This is a genomic window from Paenarthrobacter sp. NPDC058040 (assembly GCF_042885775.1).
Lineage (GTDB): Bacteria > Actinomycetota > Actinomycetes > Actinomycetales > Micrococcaceae > Arthrobacter.
This window is the reverse complement of the sequence record NZ_JBHVRN010000016.1, coordinates 102,471-120,419: the sequence shown is the minus strand read 5'-3', so window position 1 is coordinate 120,419 and position 17,949 is coordinate 102,471. Positions and strand designations below refer to the sequence as shown.

17 protein-coding genes and 1 tRNA gene are annotated in these 17,949 nt (G+C 65.3%); 8 read left to right on the top strand and 10 right to left on the bottom strand.

Translation table 11 applies throughout. From position 1 onward, the window contains the following. The first annotated feature begins 369 nt into the window (after positions 1-369). The gene (locus ACFVSJ_RS20665; protein ID WP_387438946.1) at positions 370-1,191 is read left to right on the top strand and encodes a class I SAM-dependent methyltransferase; all 822 of its coding nucleotides are present in this window, start codon (positions 370-372) and stop codon (positions 1,189-1,191) included. Position 1,192: 1 nt separating this feature from the next. Here ACFVSJ_RS20665 and ACFVSJ_RS20660 read toward each other — a convergent pair whose 3' ends face one another. Both ACFVSJ_RS20660 and ACFVSJ_RS20655 read right to left on the bottom strand, forming a co-directional pair. After that, on the bottom strand, positions 1,193-1,534 hold the full coding sequence (locus ACFVSJ_RS20660) for a DUF2516 family protein (protein WP_387438945.1): 342 nt from the start codon (positions 1,532-1,534) through the stop codon (positions 1,193-1,195). A 10-nt stretch (positions 1,535-1,544) separates the two neighbouring features. Beyond that, positions 1,545-2,729, bottom strand: coding sequence for a trans-sulfuration enzyme family protein (locus tag ACFVSJ_RS20655; protein WP_387438944.1), 1,185 nt, complete (start codon positions 2,727-2,729; stop codon positions 1,545-1,547). Positions 2,730-2,802: 73 nt separating this feature from the next. Here ACFVSJ_RS20655 and tmk point away from each other — a divergent pair, with 73 nt between their 5' ends. Genes tmk through ACFVSJ_RS20640 form a run of 3 tightly spaced genes read left to right on the top strand, consistent with a single transcriptional unit; the run spans position 2,803 to position 6,157 of the window. Then, positions 2,803-3,453: a dTMP kinase gene (gene tmk, locus ACFVSJ_RS20650; protein WP_387438943.1), complete on the top strand. Its 651-nt coding sequence runs from the start codon at positions 2,803-2,805 to the stop codon at positions 3,451-3,453. Further along, positions 3,450-4,601, top strand: a complete 1,152-nt coding sequence (locus ACFVSJ_RS20645) for a DNA polymerase III subunit delta' (protein ID WP_387438942.1) — start codon at positions 3,450-3,452, stop codon at positions 4,599-4,601. The genes tmk and ACFVSJ_RS20645 overlap by 4 nt, the downstream gene beginning before the upstream one ends. A gap of 8 nt (positions 4,602-4,609) precedes the next feature. After that, positions 4,610-6,157 (top strand): alpha/beta hydrolase, encoded by a 1,548-nt coding sequence (locus ACFVSJ_RS20640; RefSeq protein WP_387438941.1) that lies wholly within the window; start codon positions 4,610-4,612, stop codon positions 6,155-6,157. 79 nt (positions 6,158-6,236) lie between these two features. Here ACFVSJ_RS20640 and ACFVSJ_RS20635 read toward each other — a convergent pair whose 3' ends face one another. From ACFVSJ_RS20635 to ACFVSJ_RS20605, 7 genes are all read right to left on the bottom strand, one after another. Continuing rightward, the gene (locus tag ACFVSJ_RS20635; protein ID WP_387438940.1) at positions 6,237-7,292 is read right to left on the bottom strand and encodes a sugar phosphate isomerase/epimerase family protein; all 1,056 of its coding nucleotides are present in this window, start codon (positions 7,290-7,292) and stop codon (positions 6,237-6,239) included. Between the two features lie 88 nt (positions 7,293-7,380). Then, positions 7,381-9,027, bottom strand: coding sequence for an ABC transporter substrate-binding protein (locus ACFVSJ_RS20630; protein ID WP_387438939.1), 1,647 nt, complete (start codon positions 9,025-9,027; stop codon positions 7,381-7,383). A 1-nt stretch (position 9,028) separates the two neighbouring features. Continuing rightward, positions 9,029-9,892: an ATP-binding cassette domain-containing protein gene (locus tag ACFVSJ_RS20625; RefSeq protein WP_387438938.1), complete on the bottom strand. Its 864-nt coding sequence runs from the start codon at positions 9,890-9,892 to the stop codon at positions 9,029-9,031. Then, on the bottom strand, positions 9,889-10,950 hold the full coding sequence (locus ACFVSJ_RS20620) for an ABC transporter ATP-binding protein (protein WP_387438937.1): 1,062 nt from the start codon (positions 10,948-10,950) through the stop codon (positions 9,889-9,891). Before ACFVSJ_RS20620 ends, ACFVSJ_RS20625 begins: the two co-directional genes overlap by 4 nt. After that, positions 10,950-11,966, bottom strand: a complete 1,017-nt coding sequence (locus tag ACFVSJ_RS20615; RefSeq protein ID WP_387438936.1) for an ABC transporter permease — start codon at positions 11,964-11,966, stop codon at positions 10,950-10,952. Before ACFVSJ_RS20615 ends, ACFVSJ_RS20620 begins: the two co-directional genes overlap by 1 nt. An 8-nt stretch (positions 11,967-11,974) precedes the next feature. Next, complete coding sequence (locus ACFVSJ_RS20610) at positions 11,975-12,862, bottom strand: ABC transporter permease (RefSeq protein ID WP_387438935.1); 888 nt, start codon at positions 12,860-12,862, stop codon at positions 11,975-11,977. Continuing rightward, entirely contained in the window at positions 12,859-13,950 is a 1,092-nt protein-coding gene (locus ACFVSJ_RS20605) for a sugar phosphate isomerase/epimerase family protein (RefSeq protein WP_387438933.1), read from the bottom strand. The genes ACFVSJ_RS20610 and ACFVSJ_RS20605 overlap by 4 nt, the downstream gene beginning before the upstream one ends. Positions 13,951-14,047: 97 nt before the next feature. Between ACFVSJ_RS20605 and ACFVSJ_RS20600 the strand changes: the two genes are divergently transcribed. From ACFVSJ_RS20600 to ACFVSJ_RS20590, 3 genes are read left to right on the top strand one after another with little or no spacing between them, the layout of a single operon-like run. Continuing rightward, on the top strand, positions 14,048-14,728 hold the full coding sequence (locus ACFVSJ_RS20600) for a FadR/GntR family transcriptional regulator (RefSeq protein WP_387438932.1): 681 nt from the start codon (positions 14,048-14,050) through the stop codon (positions 14,726-14,728). Further along, positions 14,725-16,185 (top strand): chlorohydrolase family protein, encoded by a 1,461-nt coding sequence (locus ACFVSJ_RS20595; protein WP_387438931.1) that lies wholly within the window; start codon positions 14,725-14,727, stop codon positions 16,183-16,185. The genes ACFVSJ_RS20600 and ACFVSJ_RS20595 overlap by 4 nt, the downstream gene beginning before the upstream one ends. Positions 16,186-16,218: 33 nt before the next feature. Further along, a complete protein-coding gene (locus tag ACFVSJ_RS20590) occupies positions 16,219-16,776 on the top strand; it encodes a 2-oxo-4-hydroxy-4-carboxy-5-ureidoimidazoline decarboxylase (protein ID WP_387438930.1) in 558 nt (185 codons plus the stop codon). Positions 16,777-16,900: 124 nt separating this feature from the next. Here ACFVSJ_RS20590 and ACFVSJ_RS20585 read toward each other — a convergent pair whose 3' ends face one another. After that, positions 16,901-17,632 (bottom strand): HAD family hydrolase, encoded by a 732-nt coding sequence (locus ACFVSJ_RS20585; RefSeq protein WP_387438929.1) that lies wholly within the window; start codon positions 17,630-17,632, stop codon positions 16,901-16,903. 217 nt (positions 17,633-17,849) lie between these two features. Here ACFVSJ_RS20585 and ACFVSJ_RS20580 point away from each other — a divergent pair. Next, positions 17,850-17,922 (top strand) — tRNA-Thr (locus ACFVSJ_RS20580). Positions 17,923-17,949: the final 27 nt, after the last annotated feature.

The following is a 17,949-nucleotide window of genomic DNA, read 5'->3' as shown; positions in this document are numbered from 1 at the left end:
GCCGAGGGGTCCTCCCCCTGCCGGGCGTTACGTTTCCCGACGCCCCCGTTCCGCGCCTGCTCCTGTTCCCGCCAGGCGTTCCTGATGTGCGCGTGCGGCGCACCCCTACCCGCGCAGCGCACCCCCGGTGGCGGGCGCATACGGCGCGAACAGGTGCGCCCACCTCGGACAACGAATCCGCGGGTCCCTGAGAAGCGCCAAACATGCACCCACCCAGCGCACCCCATTTGCCTATGCGGCGCACCCCTTCCCGCGCAGCGCACCCCATTTGCCCATGCGGCGCACCCCTACCCACCCAGCGCACCCACGGTAACGGGCGCACACGGCGCGAACAGGTGCGCCGGGTCCTGCAGCGATAAAGTGGGGGCCGTGGTGCAAAAGGCTGAACGGGTGGGCTCTCCCCGGAACAGGGGCGGAAAGCCGGTTGGCAACATCACCCGCGGCACCACGAATCCCAATCGCATGCGCCGCTTGGACAGGTGGCTGGCCGGTCCGCAGGCGTGGCGGCTGCGCACCGCCGTCGAACCTTTGGTAGTGGACCTGGGCTATGGCGCCTCGCCGGCCACCGCCGTCGAACTTTTTGAACGGCTGCAAGCCGTCCGCCCGGATGTGCGGGTCTGTGGGATCGAAATCGAACCCGAACGCGTCCGCACCGCGAAACCGCTGGAACGGCCCGGCCTGAGCTTCCAGGTGGGCGGCTTCGAAATTCCTGTGCCAGGCGATCCCGTGCTGGTCCGGGCCTTCAATGTGCTCCGGCAATACGAAGAAGCGGATGTGCCGGCGATCTGGGCACTGGTGCAGTCGCGTCTGGCTTCGGGCGGCCTGTTCATCGACGGAACGTGCGACGAAATCGGCCGGCGGGTCACTTGGGTGGCGCTGGATCCGGAACGTCCGCTGAGCTTGAGCCTTTCCGTCCGGTTCGGCAGTTTCGAGTTGCCGTCGGAGGTTGCCGAGCGCCTCCCCAAGGCCCTGATCCACCGGAACGTGCCCGGTGAGCCGATCCATACCTTCCTGCAGGCGATGGACCGCGCGTGGTTGGAGGCGGCGCCCCTGGCATCGTTTGGCAACCGCCAGCGGTGGACCGCCATGTGCCGGTCACTGCGTGACGCCGGATGGCCGCTTCAGGGTGGACCGTCGCGGTGGCGCTTGGGTGAAGTGACGGTGGCGTGGGAGGCCGTGGCGCCGCTCTGATTTACCAGGGGCCGTAAGGGCCGACGTTGCGGCCGCCACCACTGCCGGCCTCGCGGACAGCGGGGCGGACATCGGCGAGGTAAACGCAGGCTGCCGTGACGGCGGCCATCCCAAGGATAAAGAGGGATCCACCGAAGCCGCTCAACGTGATGATGCCAGCCAGGAGGGCGCCGGCCGTCAATGCGGTCCAGAATGTCTTGGTGCGCTTGGAAGCTGCTTCAAAGAGTGCAGGCCGGTGACGGAGGCAATCAACGAGTGCCCAAATTTCCAGAACCACGGCGAGCAATTCCAAAATGAAGTAGACCGCGTCGGTGAAGGCAAAAATCCAGAATTTGGTGTCCACGCCCTTTAGCCTAGCTGTCCAGCGACTTCAGCGCCTGCTCCAGGTCCTGCCAGAGATCCTCGATGTTCTCTATGCCGACACTCAGGCGGACCAGGTTCTCGGGGACGCTGAGTGGCTCCGCTGTGTGCCGGCGTCGACGTTCAATGAGCGATTCCACGCCGCCCAGCGAGGTTGCGGGCAGCCAGAGCTGGAGCGCGCGGACCAGTTGGTCGGCTGCATCAGCGCCGCTGCGGGCATCGTCGCCGGCGATCTGGATGCAGAGAATGGAACCAAAACCCTTCATCTGGGCTTTGGCACGTTCGTGGCCCGGATCGCTCGGGAGTCCCGGATAGCGGATGGCCTCCACCCGCGGGTGCGTGCTGAGGCGTTCCGCCAGGACAGCGGCGGAGGCCTGCGAACGCTCGATCCGCAGTGCCAGCGTGCGCAAACCCCGGAGGGCCAACCAGGCTTCGAACGGGCCGGCGATACCGCCGTGGATGATCCGGTGGTGGAGCAGCGCGGCACGCAGCTCCGGATTGGACGTCACCAAGGCGCCCAGGACCACGTCCGAATGTCCGGCCAGATACTTGGTCACCGAATGAAGTACGACGTCGGACCCCAGGCTCAGCGGCTGCTGCACCAAAGGCGTGGAGAAGGTATTGTCCGTGACAACGATCGCCCCGACTGCGTGGGCGGCGTCAGTTAACGCACGGACATCGGCGATGCCGAGCATCGGATTCGTGGGGCTTTCGAGCCACAGCAGGTCTGCGTTCCTGCCCTCTTCCGGGCTGATGAGGGCTTTGACGGCCTCCGTGTCCGAGATGTCCACGGGGCGGAGCTCGAAAGCTCCCTTTTCCGCGAGTTCCGTAGCCATGACCAGGGATCCCGCGTAGCTGTGGGTGGGCATCACCACCACGCCGCCGGCAGGAACCAACGACAACGCCGAGCTGACGGCCGCGAGTCCCGAAGCGTAGAGGAGGCCGGGGAGCGTGGCGCCTTCCAGCTTGGCAAGGGCTTCCTCGAACGGATCCCACGTGGGGTTGGCGTAGCGCCCATAGCCGCGGTCACCGTCGCCCAACGAACCCGTTCCGAAGTATGTGGAGGACAGGACGATGGGCGGATTGACCGGCTCGTCGTGCTTGCGTTCGGGACGGCCCGCAGCCACCACAAGGGTTTCCGGGGACAAAGCTGCGGCGTGCTCTTCGGAAAGGCTCATGGTTTCAGGGTAATCGTGGGCTCGGGTGTGGATGAAAGCCGTTACGTTTGCACCCGCTCGGTAGGCTGGATAAGTGAGTATTCAGAGTCCAGGCCTGTTCATCGCCTTCGAAGGCGGGGACGGAGCGGGCAAATCCACCCAGGCCGCACGGCTCTTCGACGCCCTTGAATCACAAGGACTGACTGTTCTGCGCACGCGTGAACCCGGCGGAACTCCCATCGGCGAAAAGCTGCGTTCCCTGGTCCTTGAGCACGGCCACGGCACCATCGATGCCCGCACCGAGGCGCTGATGTTCGCCGCGGCCCGTGCCGCCCACGCCGACCAGGTGATCCGGCCTGCGCTGGCTTCGGGCACCGTGGTCATTACGGACCGCTACATCGACTCGTCGGTTGCCTACCAGGGCGCCGGGCGTGGTCTGGGCGCGGAAGAAGTGCGGTCTTTGAATGAGTGGGCCACCGAAGGCCTCCATCCGGACCTGACGGTGCTGCTCGACGTAGACCCCTCTGACGGGCGCCAGCGCCGCACAGCCGGAGAGGCAACCGAGGACCGTCTGGAATCCGAGCCCGATGACTTCCACTCGGCCATCCGCCACGCGTTCCTCGATCTGGCTGCGGCCTCGCCGTCGTCGTACCTCGTCCTGCCGGCGGCCCTGGATATTGAGACGTTGGCTGCCCGGATCCTTGAGCGGGTCGAAGCCTTGCTTGGTGGGCGGGTCCCCCTGTGAGTGTTTGGGACGATCTCCAAGGCCAGGCGCCAGTGGTGAAGCAGCTTAAGCAGGCCGCCCAAGGCGAATCCGGCCTCACCCACGCCTGGCTCTTCACGGGGCCGCCCGGCTCGGGGCGTTCCAACGCCGCCAAGGCCTTTGCTGCGGCGTTGAACTGCGAGCAGCAAGACGTCAGCCTCCGCGGGTGCGGCCAATGCGCCGCATGCCACACCATTCTTGGCGAGACCCACTCCGACGTGACATTCGTGCGGACCGAGAAAGTCACCATCACCATTGATGAGGCCCGCGAACTGGTTTCCAAAGCCGGAGACAGGCCTTCCACGGGACGCTGGCGGATCATCGTCGTCGAAGACGCCGACCGCATGGCCGAGCGGACCACCAACGTGCTGCTGAAGGCGATTGAGGAACCAACGCCCAGGACCATCTGGATGTTGTGCGCCCCCTCCCCCGCGGACGTGCTGGTCACCATCCGGTCCCGCTGCCGTCCGGTCACCTTGCGCCTGCCGCCGGCCTCCGACGTCGCGGCTCTCCTGGTGCGTCGGGATGGCGTGGACCCGCAGCTGGCTGAACGGGCCGCCCGGGCTGCCCAAAGCCATATAGGCATTGCCCGGCGGTTGGCCCGCGACGCCGATGCCCGGGAACGCCGTCTGGAAACCGTCCGCATTCCCTTGGGGCTGCGCGGTGTGACGGCTGCTGTGATGATGGCCGAGAAACTGGTCAAGATCGCCACCGACGAAGCCAACAGTTCCAATGACGAACGGGACGCCGCAGAGAAGGTTGCCCTGCTGGCCAGTCTCGGGGCACCGGAATCCGGAACACTCCCGCCGTCCATGCGCAGCCAGGTCAAGCAGTTGGAGGACGACCAGAAGCGCAGGGCGAAGCGGTCCATTACCGACTCGTTGGACAGGACACTGACTGACCTGCTGTCCTTTTACAGGGATGTGCTCATCATCCAGCTCGGGAACGCCGTGGAGTTGGTCAACGTTGAACTCAGGGGCGACCTTGAAGAATACGCCCGCCAATCGCCTCCCGAGACCACCCTTGCCCGGATGGATGCCATCAACAAAGCACGCGTCCGCATCACCACCACCAACGTGGCACCGCTCTTGGCAGTGGAGTCCATGGCGACGAGCCTGATCCAGCAATAGGAGAATCCATGAAGTCCGCACGCCCCCGTGGGTTCGCCGCGCTCTGCCTGGCCATCGTTTCGTTGCTGGTCCTGAGCGCCTGCTCAATCCCCTTCCTGCCGGCCCCCAACGACAAGCCGTCCACCAGCACGGTTGATCCGTCCATTGCCGCCTCGGCCCCGAAGGGCCTGGAAAAGTACTACTCGCAGAAAGTGGAGTGGAGCGGCTGCGAGAACGGCTTCCAGTGTGCCAAGGTCCAGGTGCCGCTGGATTATGGAAACCCCGACGGCGGGGACATCACCCTCTCCGCCATCAAGCTCACCAGCAGTGGCAACAAGAAGGGCACCATCCTGGTCAACCCCGGTGGCCCTGGCGGCTCCGGCGTCGACTTCGTCAAGGACGGCGGCAAGACGCACTTCACCCAAAAGCTGCGTTCCAACTACGACATGGTTGGATTCGACCCCCGCGGCGTCAAGCGTTCCGCTCCCGTGACCTGCATGTCATCCGACGCCGAGCGGGACGCCGCACGGGAGAAGGTCTTCAAGGAGAACACCGACGACGGACTCGCCGCTGCCCTCGCCTTCAACAAGTCGGTGGCCCAGCAGTGTGTCCAGCAGACCGGGCCAGTGCTGGAACACATCGACACCGTCAGCGCCGCGAAAGACCTTGATGTCCTCCGCGCCGTGGTCAACGATGCGAAGCTCAACTACCTCGGCTACTCGTACGGAACCTTCCTCGGGTCCACCTACGCTGCCCTGTTCCCGGACAACGTCGGACGCCTGGTCCTTGATGGGGCCGTTGACCCGTCCCTCAGCAACGAAGACCTCACTGCCGGCCAAGCGGTGGCCTTCGAGAAGGCTATCCGCGCCTACACCGCCGACTGCTTGAAGCAGAACGATTGCCCCCTCAGCGGCAGCGTGGACAACGGCGTCCAGGAGATCAGGGATCTGATCCAGGCAGTGGACGATAACCCGCAGACTGCCAAGGACGGACGGCTGGTGACGGGCAGCGAGTTCGTCAACGGCCTGATCCTTCCGCTCTACGACGACCAAAGCTGGCCGGCCCTGACCCAGGCCCTGGCCAGCGCCTTCTCCGGCGACGTCTCCCAAATGCTGCGGATCGCCGATCTCGGCGCCGACCGCGAACAGAACGGGACGTACAGCTCCAACTCCAACTTCGCCTTCACTGCCATCAACTGCCTGGATTACCCCATGGTCACCGACACAGCGGACATGCGGGCCGAGGAAGTCCGCTTGACGCAGGAGTCCCCCACTTTTGGCGAATTCTTTGCCTACGGCGGCGTGACCTGCAAGGACTGGCCGTACAAGGCCACGCGAACGCCAGGTCCAGTGGATTACACGGGCTCGGCACCGATCGTCGTCATCGGCACCACGGGCGACCCCGCCACGCCCCTGGCATGGGCACAGTCGCTTCGCAAACAGCTTGAGAACGCGTCCTTGATTACGTGGGAAGGCGAAGGGCACACCGCCTACGGCCGCTCCAACTCCTGCGTCAGCAACGCTGTGGACGACTACTTCATTGACGGGAAGCAGCCGCAGGACGGGCTGAAATGCTGATCATCGCGTAGCGCTGTAGCGGAGAAGGCGGCGATCCGGCAGCAGTAACCCGCTCCTGCCAGATCGCCGCTCACGCTTTTCAGCGGGTCGCAACGCCCTCCGCGATGCCGAGCCGGGCGAGGGAGGCACGCAGTGCCTGGGCTGACTCGTGGATGAAGCGTTCGCCGTCATACGGAACCGCGCGCAACTCCGCCAGTGAAAGGGCCTCGCCGCGCTCCACCTTGGTTTGATATTCGGCGGCCATCCCGCGAATGCGGTCCACCTCAGCCAGCGACAGGTCCGGGTGCACGGCCAACCATTCCGGGTCGTCCAATCCGATGGGCAGGTGCAGGGTGGGGCCGGCGTTCTCGATGGAGAGCGGGAGCTCCGGGTTGGCTTCATGCAGGATGCCGAGCACTGTGTCCCAGTCGATGGAGCCTTGGCCGATGGGCGCGAAGGCCCGCCCGAACACCCCGTCCTGCTCCCCCAGCACAAAGTCCCTCAGGTGCGTGGCCCGGGTGTAGGGCGCCACGCGCCGGGCTGCGGCCACCGGATCTTCGCCGCGCGCCACCACGTTTGCGGTATCGAACGTGACGCCCAGGACGTCCGGGCCCACGGATTCGACGAGCCGCACCACCTCGTAGCTGGTGATCTCCTCGTGGGTTTCGATGTTCAGGTGCACGCCGTGCGCGCGGGCCGCTGGGGCGAGCAAGCGCAGGAACTTCTCGATGGCCACCAGCTGGTCCGGCCAGGGCGCGTCTGTACGGAAGCGGTCGAAGACGTAGTAGCCGGGCAAGCCGCGCTGGTAGTTGGCGCACGCGACCCACAGCTCGGTGACGCCGGCGGCCTCATGCGCAGCCTCGATCATCTTGACCATGCCCCGGGTGTAGTCACCGTCGCCAAGCCGGCGGACCTGGGGCGCCTCGGCGGCCGCGTAGGGATTAACCTTGGCCAGGCCCATCTGCAGGTACAGGCCCAGGTCATCGGCGCAGGCGCGCACCTCTGCCAGCAGGCCACGGTCCAGGGTTGGCGAGACGTCCATCACGGTGCGGAAATAGACACCTTCCATGCCCATCGCGTGGGCGCGTTCGAGGATCCGGACTGCGGAGTCCTCGGCCTCGTGGGGAATCTTGCTGCCATCGACACCAATACGCATTTTTCTTGTCCTTTATCTGGTTGTGGAAGTCTTGTGGAGCCTGCCGCGGGAACGGGACGGACCGGTCCCCGCGGCCGGCGCGGGGCAGCTAGCGGCCCCAGTTGTAAAAGGAGTACGTGGACGAGTACTCGAAGTGCTTGACCGAATGCGAAAGCACCGCCGTGAACTGGGCGCGATAGAGGATGATGGTGGGCGAACTGGCCCGCCAGGAATCCACCAGTGCATTGATGTACGGAAGTTGCGAATCGAGGTCGGAAGCGGCATTGAGCTTGTCCAGGAGCTCCGTGGTTCCGGGAATGCAGATGTGTTGGTTGTTGAACGTGCTGCCGCAGGTCATTTTCTTCCGCAGTTCGTAGGCAGCCACTGTGCCTCCGGTTTCGAACAGGAGCGCGGACTGGTACTTGCCGGTGTTGAACCGCGTGGCGAACGCCGTGGGGGTCTGCGAGTCGATGTTCACGCGCACCCCGATGTCCTCCCACGAGGACTTGAGGATGGTCGCCAGCGTGGACACCCCAGGCGAGGAAGGGTTGATCATGAGGTCGATCTGCGGATCCACCAGACCCGATTCCTTGACCAGGGCCCGGGCCTTATCCTTATCCAGCGGCCGGGGGGCCGAACGCTGCGCGTCGAAGCCGGGAATGCCTGGAACGAACGGTCCGTAGTAGCTGTCCGCGTAGCCGTAGGCCACGCTGGCCTTGATCTGCTCATACGGCACGGCATAGGTGAGCGCTTCACGCAGCTTCGGGTTGGCAGTGGTGCCTGAGGCGTTGTCCAGGGAAACCGTTACAGGCGCGAACGCCGGGGCGCTGGTGACCTTGCAACAGTCTTCCTGGCTCAACTGGTGCACCACATAGGGTGGCAGGCCCAGGGTCACATCGGCTTCACCGCGGCGGGCCTGCAGCATCAAGGTGGGGATCGAGGTGATGAAGTTGACCCGCACCTCGGCTTCCTTGGCTGGTTCGCCGTAGTAGTTCGGATTCCGGGTGAGGACGGCGTAGTTGTTGGCCACGTATTCTGCCAGCACGTAAGGGCCACTGCTGCTGGCAGTGTGCGAGGCCAGCCACTGGTTGGGCACGCCCTTCTTGTCTTCGCCATGCTCCTTGATGACCTTCGGGTCATAGATGGATCCGCGGCTCTGGGCCAGGGTGACCAGGATCGCCGGGTAGGCCCGGGAGAGTTCAAGGCGCACGGTCTCCGGGTCCACGACGACGACGTTGCTGATCAGCGGCGGATCCGTCAAGCCGATCTGCAGGCCCAGGGAGCCACAGCCGCCGATGGTGAGGTTGCGCATGATCGAATAGCGCACGGCTTCGGCGTCGAGCGGGTTGCCGTTGGCGAACTGCGCTCCCGGGTGCAGCTTGAAGGTGTACGACTTCCCGTCCGGCGAAACAGTCCACGAGCTGGCGAGGTCGCCTTTGACCCGTTCGGGCTCGTTGACTGCCACGAGAGTGCCGTCCTGCTGCGGCTCCTCATCGAGCCTGACGAGGCGGGCGTAGAAGTTGGTGGCAAAGCTGTTCTCGGCACCTGCGCACACGAACGCGGGATCGATGTTGGTCAGGGAGGCGGCCCAGTTCACCGTGAAGGGCCGCTCGCTCGCACCCGTTGACGTTGCGGGCTGGGCGCAGCCGGCCAGTACACCGGACAGGGCGAGCAGGCCCACGGCGGCGAGCACCGCCGTCGTGCGCTTCAGCAGCGCCCCGTTGGCATCTGCCATCCATTTCGGGAGGGTTAACATGTCACATTCCTTCCATGGCGACGGCCGTGCCCGCGGCGGCCACTGCCGCCGGAGTGCGTTGCTGTACCGCGCGGCGGCGGGCACCCGGCACGGCGTCCAGCAGGGCACGGGTGTAGGGGTGGGTGGTGTGGTCGAAGACGTCGGCTGACGTACCGGCCTCGACGATCTCGCCGGCCTTCATGACGGCGATGTTATGGCTCATGAGGCGGGCCACCGCGAGGTCATGGACGATGAAGAGGTATGTCAGGCCGAGTTCGTCTTGCAGGTCGCTGAGGAGATTGAGGACCTGGGCCTGGATGGAGACATCCAGTGCGCTGACAGGTTCATCGAGGACCACCAGGTCTGGTTTCAGGACGAGCGCCCGGGCGATCGCAATGCGCTGGCGCTGGCCGCCGGAGAACGCGAAGGGGTAGCGCTCGGCCTGCTTGACGCTGATTCCCACGCGGTCCAGGACCTCGGACACGCGGCGCGAGCGTTCGGCGGAATCAGTGACACCATGCACGATGAGTGGCTCTTCCACGAGGTCCGCCACGGTGAAGCGCGGGTCGAGGGAGCCGTTGGGGTCTTGGAAGACCATCTGGATCCGCCGGCGCATCTTGCGCATCCCGGCCTTGGACAGGCTGGTGAGGTTCACGCCGTCGAACTCGATCAGTCCACTGTCCGCGGCCGTCAGGCCCATGACGCAGGCCGCGGTGGTGGATTTTCCACTGCCCGATTCCCCCACCAGGCCCAGGGTCTGGCCTTGGCGCAGTTCGAAGGAGACATCGCGCAGGATCTGCGTGCGGTGCCTGTTGCCGATGCCCTTGGCATAGGACTTGTTGAGATTCTCCACCCGCAGGAGCGGGGTGGCGCTTGCAATGTTCATGCTGTCTCCCCTTCGGGGTCGTAGGCGAAGTGGCAGCGGACGACTGCGCCGTTGGTCAGGGCGCGCGGCTGCGGCCTTTCGATCGCGCAGCGTTCCTGGTCCCGGCCGATCGGGCAGCGCGCGGCGAAGGCGCAGCCGGGTTCGTCCACAGAGAGGTCTGGTGGCGATCCCGGGATGGCCGGCAGGGCGCCGCGCCGTGTGGTGGCGGGATCGATGACGCAGTCCAGCAGGGCCTTCGAGTACGGATGGCCGGGCGAGGCGAACAGCGCTTCGGTGGTGGTGCATTCGACGAACCGCCCGGCGTACATGACGTTGACGCTGTCGCAGAGTTCTTCGACGATGCCCAGGTTATGGGTGATCATCACCAGGGCGTTGCCGCGTTCGTCACAGATTTTGGCCAGCAGGTCCAGCACCTGCGCTTGGGTGGTGACGTCCAGCGCCGTGGTGGGTTCGTCCGCGACCACCACGGAGGGGTCGTTGGCGATGGCCATCGCGATGAGAACCCGTTGGCGCATGCCGCCGGAGTACTGGTGCGGGTAGTCGGAGAGCCGGCGGACAGCGTCGTTGACGCCCACCTCGCCAAGGAGGTCGGCCGCCATCTTGCGGGCGGTCTTCACCGAAACGTCCTGGTGCACCCGGATGGTCTCGACAAACTGGCTGCCGATGGTCATGAGCGGATCCAGTGCGGCCATCGGGTCCTGGAAGACCAGGCCGATGTCCTTGCCTCGGACCGCGGAGATCCCGGCATCGTCCAGGCCCACGATTTCCTTGCCTTTGAGCCTGACGCTGCCGCCGACAACGCGCCCGGGCGGGGGCACCAGGCCCATCAGGGACATGGCCATTGCGGACTTGCCGGATCCGGATTCACCCACAATGGCCAGCCGCTGCCCCTTGCGGAGGTCGAAGGAGACGTCCCGGACTGCATGGACGGATCCGATGGCTGTCACGAAGTCGGTCCGCAGGCCACGGACGCTGAGCACGGGGTCGTTGCGCCCAGGGTCGGCGCCGGCGTTGTCCGCCAGTCGTGGGATGGGAAGGGAGAGTGCGTTGCTTTGCATCAGCGTGCTCCTACTCGGGTGCGGGGATCAGCCGCGGTCATGAGGAAATCGGCCAGGAGGCTGACCACCACGTAGAGGACGGCCGCCAGCAGGAGCACGGCCTGGACTACCGCGAAGTCCTTCTGGATGATGGCGTCGGCGGTCATGGAGCCGATGCCGGGCCAGCCGAACACCTTCTCCACCAACAAGCTTCCAGCGAGGAGGTCGGCGAAGAGGAGGGAGGCGGCAGGCAGCAGCGACAGCAGGCCGTGCGGGGCCACGTGCCGGTTGTAGACGAGGAAGCGGCGCAGGCCGTGGCTCCGGGAGACTGCCACGAAGGTTTCCTGGAGGGTGCCTCGGAGCTGGTTCCGGTAGAGCCTGCTAAGGAAGGCAAACGGACCCAGTGCCACGATGGTCGCCGGCAGCAGGAGATGCCAGGCTGCGTTGGCGAAGGTGCCCCATTGTCCAGCCAGGAGGGAGTCCACGGTGAACATGCCAGTGACGTTGGGCGGCTTGAGCATGCCCGGCGAGAGCCGGCCCTCCGGCCCCGGGAAGATTCCGAGCTGGATGGACAAGACCATCAGGGCCAGCAAGGCGATCCAGAACGGCGGCGAACCCATGGCCAGGGAGGAGGCCAGGCGCACGGCCTGGTCCGGCCAGCGCCGTCGGGAATAGACGGCGAAGCTTGCCGCGAGCACGGCAGCGACGATGGCGATGATCACGGACAGCAGCCCGAGTTCGAGGGTGGCTGGAAGCCGCTGTCCGAGAAGCGTCCCCACGCTGTTGCCTGTGCTGTACGAGAAGCCGAAATCGCCGCGGAGCAGGGAGCCCATGTAGTTGCCGTACTGGACGAAGAGGTTATCGTCCAGGCCCATGGACTTGCGCAGGGCGGCGATGGTTTCATCGGTGGCAGTGTCGCCTGCGATGGCCCGTGCGGGGTCGCCCGGGACCTTGCGGAGCAGGACGAAGGTGAAGATCGAGGCCCCGAAGACCGTGGCCAGTGCCACGCCGAGGCGCTTGAGAATGGTGCTGGTCATCGCGAGACTCATTTCGCCTGGGTGAATTCGCCGCGGGGGTCCAGGACCTCACGGGCCCGGTCCGCGATGACGGTGGTCAAGGTAACCGCGGTGAGAAGCCCGAGGCCGGGGAAGCCCGCGATCCACCATTGGCCGGTGAGGAAGAACTGCTGGCCTTCGGTGATCATTTCGCCCCACTCAGCTGTGGGCGGCTGCGCTCCCAGCCCGAGGTATCCAAGGGCTGCCAGGGACAGGACAGCGGCACCGAATACGGCCGCCATCTGCAAGACCATGATCGGCACCAGATGCGGCAGCACGTGCCGGAACAGGACCCGTGCGGGGTGGGCGCCGATCGCCGTGGTGGAACGGATGAAGTCCTGGCCGTACAGGCGCATCACCTCGCCGCGGAGGGTTCTCATGTACCAAGGGAAGGAGTGCAACGAAAGGCCAATGACGGCCGCTGTGACGCCCGGTTTGAGCGCCATCGCGATGGCCATGGCAAGCAGGATCGCCGGGAAGCACAGGATCGAGTTGGTCAGCCAGGTGAAGAGCGTATCCACCCAGCCGCGCATGGAGCCGGCCAGGAGGGCGGTCACGCAGCCCACGATGGCACCGATGAGGGCGATGGTGAGCCCCGCCAGGATCGAGGTCTGCCCGCCGGCAAGGAATCTGGACATCACGTCCCGACCGGTATCGTCTGTGCCCATTGGATGCGCGAGGCTTGGGCCCTGGAGAACGGCGCCGAGGTTGATGGCATCGGGCTGGACACGCCAGAACAGCGGGCCGAGCAGTGTCAGCACCACCAGTGCGGCCAGCAGGGACAGCGCGAGGGTGAGCCTCCTGTCCCGCTTGAGGAAGCTGGTGAAGGGCCGGCGCCTGGCCGGGGCAATCGCGCGCGGAGCGGCTATTGCTGTCATGAGAGTCCTTCCTCTCCGGAGAGGATCGTGGCCGGGGAAGCTATCCCGGCACCGATCGTTGTGAGGATCCGCCGCAGCGTTGCGGCGGATTGGAGCAGATGGCGACGGCGTTCAGCAGGGGCAGGATCTTCGTCCCAGCCGGCGAGGGGCGGGATGTCGCCTCGCGCCACGCCGTCACGTGTCAGAACCTCGAGGCGGGCCAACTGGCCGAGTTCCGGGGCATCGAGGTGGGGTTCGTAGCGGAACCACGAACGGTCGAATATGGGGGTGTCGAACTTGCCGCGGTGTTGTTCGAGCGTGAAGTCACGCACCCCTGCGGACAGCAACGTCCCAAGGAGGATGTCCCAATCGAGGACGCCTTCGCCGAGGGCGCGCAGGCGGCGCCGGTAGCCGTGCGGCACTGCGAAGAGGACAAGGTCTTCCAAGTGGGTCATGCGGATAGAGGGACCGAGGGCCTCGGCAACCGCGTGTGGGTCTTCTCCGCGGACCACGAGGTTGGCGACGTCTAGCCCGATGCTGAAGACGGCGGGATCGAGGCCCTGCACCAACCGCAGGACTTCACCCGAAGCAAGGTCCTCATGGGTTTTGACGTTGATCCTGGCCCCCGTATCCCGAGCCTTCGCCGTAAGGGATTCGAGGTTTGCCAGGATCAACCGGAGCTGCGCCGCGTGGTCCAGGGAGCGTCCTTGCTCCACGAGGCCTTCCCGCACGGAACGGGTGTGGACAAAGAACTCCTTGATGCCAAGTTCCAGTCCCCGCGACAGGGCGCGGTGCAGTTCCTGCCGAACGGCCGCGGGTTCACGGGCCGGGCCCGCGCAGCCCAGTCCGAGTTGAAGTTCGACGCCGGCGCGCCGGGCTTCCGCCGCAACCTCGTCGAGCGTGTCCTCGGTTTCGCCCGAAAGTTCCGCGGCGATGGTGTTCAGGACGACGAGCGTGAAGCCGTCGTCGACGGCCTGGCGGAGTGAATCAAGCAGAGGCAACTCCTCCATTCCGGGATAGCGGGTGAATTGGATGCCGAGTCGAACGGCGGGAATTTCCCGGTCTTCTGGAGACCTCGAGCCAGGAAATATTTCTGTGATCTGGGCCATAGCGAACAAGATACACTCGTCAGACGTCTTACGAAAGAGTAGATTTTGAAACTCCCATGTGAGACGCTTCGTGAACGTAGAAATCTAAGGGGGCACCATGGCGGTGAACGGCAAGCGCAGTGTGGTCGAGGAAGCAATCGACGACATCCGCCAACGGATTCGGCAGGGCGAATGGGGATTGGGAGACCGGATCCCGCCCGAACCCGAACTGGGCAAGGCCTTGGGACTGAGCCGTGCTCCTTTGCGCGAAGCACTGCGTGCACTGGTCCACGCAGGCCTGCTCGTTACCCGGCAAGGCGATGGCACCTTTGTGGCTGCCGTCAACGAACAGGAGATCGCCCTCCGCAAGAGCTTCCAGGACGCAGATCCACTCGAAGCTGTGGAGGTCCGGCGCAGCCTGGACGTGCCGGCAGCTGCCCTCGCGGCGCAGCGGCGGGACAAAGCCGACCTGGACAAGCTCGAGGACGCCCTCAGCCGCCGTCGTTCTGCCGCCGAGGCAGGCGACATGGAGGGTTTCCGGGCGGCCGATATCGATTTTCACCGTGCCGTGGTGGATGCCGCGCACAACCAGCTCTTGGCCGGGCTCTACGGCTCCCTGGCCGAGAACGTCGAGGGCGCCTGGACCACCCCCGCCGTCGGCGTCGAACGGGCAGCCCATGCCGGGCACGACAACCACGACGATCTCTTCGAGGCCATCCGGGACGGTTCCGCGCAGGAGGCCATGCTGGTGGCCGGATCCATCCTAGACAACCAGGCACACTACTTGGAGAACAAATGATCACGCGCATCAAGGCCGCCTTCGTGATCGGCTATGCCGACGGCGACCACTGCATCCTGCCGGACGCCGAGCTGGTCCACGAGGACGGGACCATCCTTTTCGTCGGTCGGAACTACTCCGGCACGGTGGATGTGGAGATCGACGCCGGAGAGGCGATCGTCTCCCCTGGCTTCATCGACCTCAACGCACTGGCTGATATCGACCACGCCATCTTCGACTCCTGGCCGGACGCTTCCCGCCGCCTTGGCCTGGTCTGGTCCGAGGCCTTCTTGCGGGATCGTGGAGCCGTTTTTACCCGCGAGCAGGCCCGCTTCCGACGCGAGTTCGCGCTCTCCCAGCTGGTGCGGAACGGCATCACGACGCTCATGCCGATTGCCTCAGAGAGCTACCACGAATGGTGCGAGGACTACGATGACATGGCGGACACCGCCGAAGCTGTTGAAGCCCTTGGCGTCCGCGCCTACCTCGGACCGAGCTACCGCACAGCGGTGCCTTATACGGATGGCACTCGAGTGCTGCTCCACGAAGACGAACGCCGTGGCCTGGCGGGGCTCGAGGACGCCGTCCGCTTCGCGCAGGATTACGAAGGACGGGCCGGCGGACTGATCCGAACGGCACTGCTGCCCGCGCGGATAGAGACCCAGACCGAACAAACGCTGCGCCTGACCCGCAAGGCCGCTGATGAGCTGGGCATCCCCGTGCGCCTGCATGCCGCCCAGGGGCTCTTCGAAATCGAGACCATGATCGCCCGGACCGGCAAGCGCTCCCTGCCGCACCTCGCCGATCTCGGCTTCCTGGGCGAACGCACCTTCATCCCGCATGCCTGGACCGTGCCGGGCCACCCCCTCATGCCTGCAGCTTTCGGCAGTGGGGACGATCTCGCACTGCTCGCGGACTCCGGCACGAGCGTCCTGCTCTGCCCCATCCCGATGGCCCACTACGGTGGAATGCTGGACAATTACGACTCCTACCGCGCACGCGGCATCCGGATCGTGCTGGGAACGGACTCCGCCCCGCCGAACATGATCCGCGCCATGGACCTGGCCATGGGTATGACCAAGGCCAGCACCGGAAACCGCACCAGCGCCCAGGCCGCGGACCTGTTCCGTTCAGCCACGCTGGACCCTGCCGAAGCTTTGGGCCGCCCGGACCTCGGACGCCTAGCCCCCGGGGCGCAGGCCGACTATTTCGTGCTGGATCTGGGCGGCCGGCACATCGGCCCGTACGGCGACCCGATCCGGACCATGGTGATGAACGCGGACGGACGCGACATTACCCGTGTGGTGGTGGCTGGCCGCACCGTGGTCGACGGCGGCGAGATCGTTACCGTCGACACGAGCACGTACCAGGAGCGCGCCCAGGAATTCCTGCAGCTCTACATCGCCTCCCTAAGCGTCTCCGATTACGCCCGCCGGTCCACCGAAGAACTCCTGCCGCCAAGCTTCCCCCTGCGCTGAAACCCTGTATCCGCACTACGAAAGGAAACTGTTTTGACCGCCTCTTTTGAAATGCACGGAGTCAACCGGCTCAACGAGCTCCCCCGGGAAGAATTCATCAAAGTGATGCTCGAATTGTGTCACCTCCCAGTAGAAGCCTGGGCAATCGACGTCGACCGTCAGCGGCCGTTCAGCGACTTCGACGATTTGATCGCGAAGGCGCGCTCATCCGTCACGGCCCTGAGCGATGCCAACGTTGTCGCTGCCCACGTTGGGTTGAGGCGACTGGGAGCCAAGCACGACGGCTTCAGCGGCCGGCGACTGCGTTGGGCCAAGCAAGAATCCGCGCGCATGGACAGGGGCGACGAAGCCCTTCAGGCCCTCAACGAGGCCCAGGATGCCTACGAAGCCAAGTTCGGCCACGTCTTTCTCATCAGTGCAACCGGACTGACCAACGATGAGATGTTGGCCGCGCTCCACGCGCGTTTGGCCAACTCATTCGAAGCCGAGTGCGACGCTGCCAGGGAGGAACTGCGCAAGCTGGTTGCCCTTCGCCTCACGAGGCTCGTTCAGGAATTGGACGATCCGGAAGCCGCCCTCACTGAGGCGTAACTTGCCGCTGCAGAACGACGACGGCGAGGCGCCCTGTCCGGGCGCCTCGCCAACTGGGAAATCGGCCTGAGTAGGCACTGGCACTTTCGGTGCAGCCTGGCAGTGCCTGGTCAAAAATGCCGCACTAGAAGTGCCGTGCCTCATGCTTTTCAAGCAGCAGCGGCAACTCCTTAATCGAATCCACCACCACCGTGGCTCCAGCAGCCCGCAACGTTGCCTCAGAATGTGAACCAGTCAGCACTCCGGCCATGAGTGACGCACCGGACCGGACCCCGGACAACATGTCCGAACTCGTGTCTCCAACCACGGCAACCTCGCGGACGTCGTCCAGGTCCAGGGCCAGCACGGCGGTCAGGATCATGTCCGGATAGGGACGGCCACGGCCTGCGTCGGCAGGGCATAAGCTCAGATCGGCCAGGCCCATCCACCCGAGGGATTCCAACACCATGTTCTGGGTATGCCGCCCGAAGCCCGTCGCCAAGCACACGTGCATGCCTGATTCCCGCATCCAATGGATGGCGTCCTCCGCCCCCGGAATGGCGCGGACGCCGCCGTCGTCAATCAATTCGTCGTAAACCAGCTCGAAAGTCTTGTTCGCGCTCTCGGCCGCCGAGGCGTCGTCGAAAAGGTGGCTGAAGACCGTCCGCTTGGAGAAGCCCATGGTGTCCCGCGCATAGCCGAGCATGCTCTCAAAGCGGGTGCTTCCCGGCTCCACTCCGTGTTCGGCCAGGGCCCTGGACATGGCACGTTCGGTCCGGCCGTCGTCGGTGATAGTGGTTCCCACCATGTCCACTACCGCGAGCCTGAGCCGGTTGGGCGTGTGGTTGGTGTCCCTGGTCAATGCGTCCCCGGTCATTGCGCGGCTCCCTCGGCGAGTACGGCGTGCCGGACTGCCCCGGCAACAGTTGATTCCCCAGCTTCCGGCGGAAGGGAAAAGATGGCCTGAACCCGGCCCGACGCGCGGGTGAACATCCCCGCAACGGCCGCCGCCGTCGTCGTTTTGACCCGGGCGCGGTGCCTCTATTACAGTTATGTCTTGCGTGATCGGCCGGGAAACCGGTGATGGACGCGGTGCTTCCTTAGCTCAGTCGGTAGAGCGTTTCACTCGTAATGAAAAGGTCATCAGTTCGATTCTGATAGGAAGCTCGGTTGAGAACCCCTGGAAATCAAGGA